Origin of the sequence: Neobacillus drentensis, from assembly GCF_036966985.1 — a bacterium.
In the GTDB taxonomy this organism is placed as follows: domain Bacteria; phylum Bacillota; class Bacilli; order Bacillales; family Cytobacillaceae; genus Neobacillus; species Neobacillus drentensis_E.
This window is the reverse complement of the sequence record NZ_JBALSN010000660.1, coordinates 1-259: the sequence shown is the minus strand read 5'-3', so window position 1 is coordinate 259 and position 259 is coordinate 1. Positions and strand designations below refer to the sequence as shown.

Here is a 259-nt window from a genome sequence, read left to right as displayed (position 1 = left end):
TGTTCTCTTGGCTGAACGACTACGACACTGCCATTAAAATTTGCTTCTTTATTCATTTTGTCGATTTTCCAATCAACAAAGCCCCTTAAAAAATTTCCCTCACCAAACTGTATGACTTTTTCCGGATATTCCCTGTAATCAGCCCAGGTTTCCTTCGTTAATTTTTGCATTTAATTAATCCTCACTTTTCATTCAAATCTGAAAGCGTTAACAATATATAACTTTATTTTATCATCAATAAAAGGAATAAAACTAACAG

1 pseudogene is annotated in these 259 nt (G+C 32.4%); it reads right to left on the bottom strand.

The annotated features are described in order from the left end of the window. Positions 1-170 (bottom strand): annotated as a pseudogene (locus tag V7659_RS30030) (tagaturonate reductase); the annotation flags it as partial. Positions 171-259: the final 89 nt, after the last annotated feature.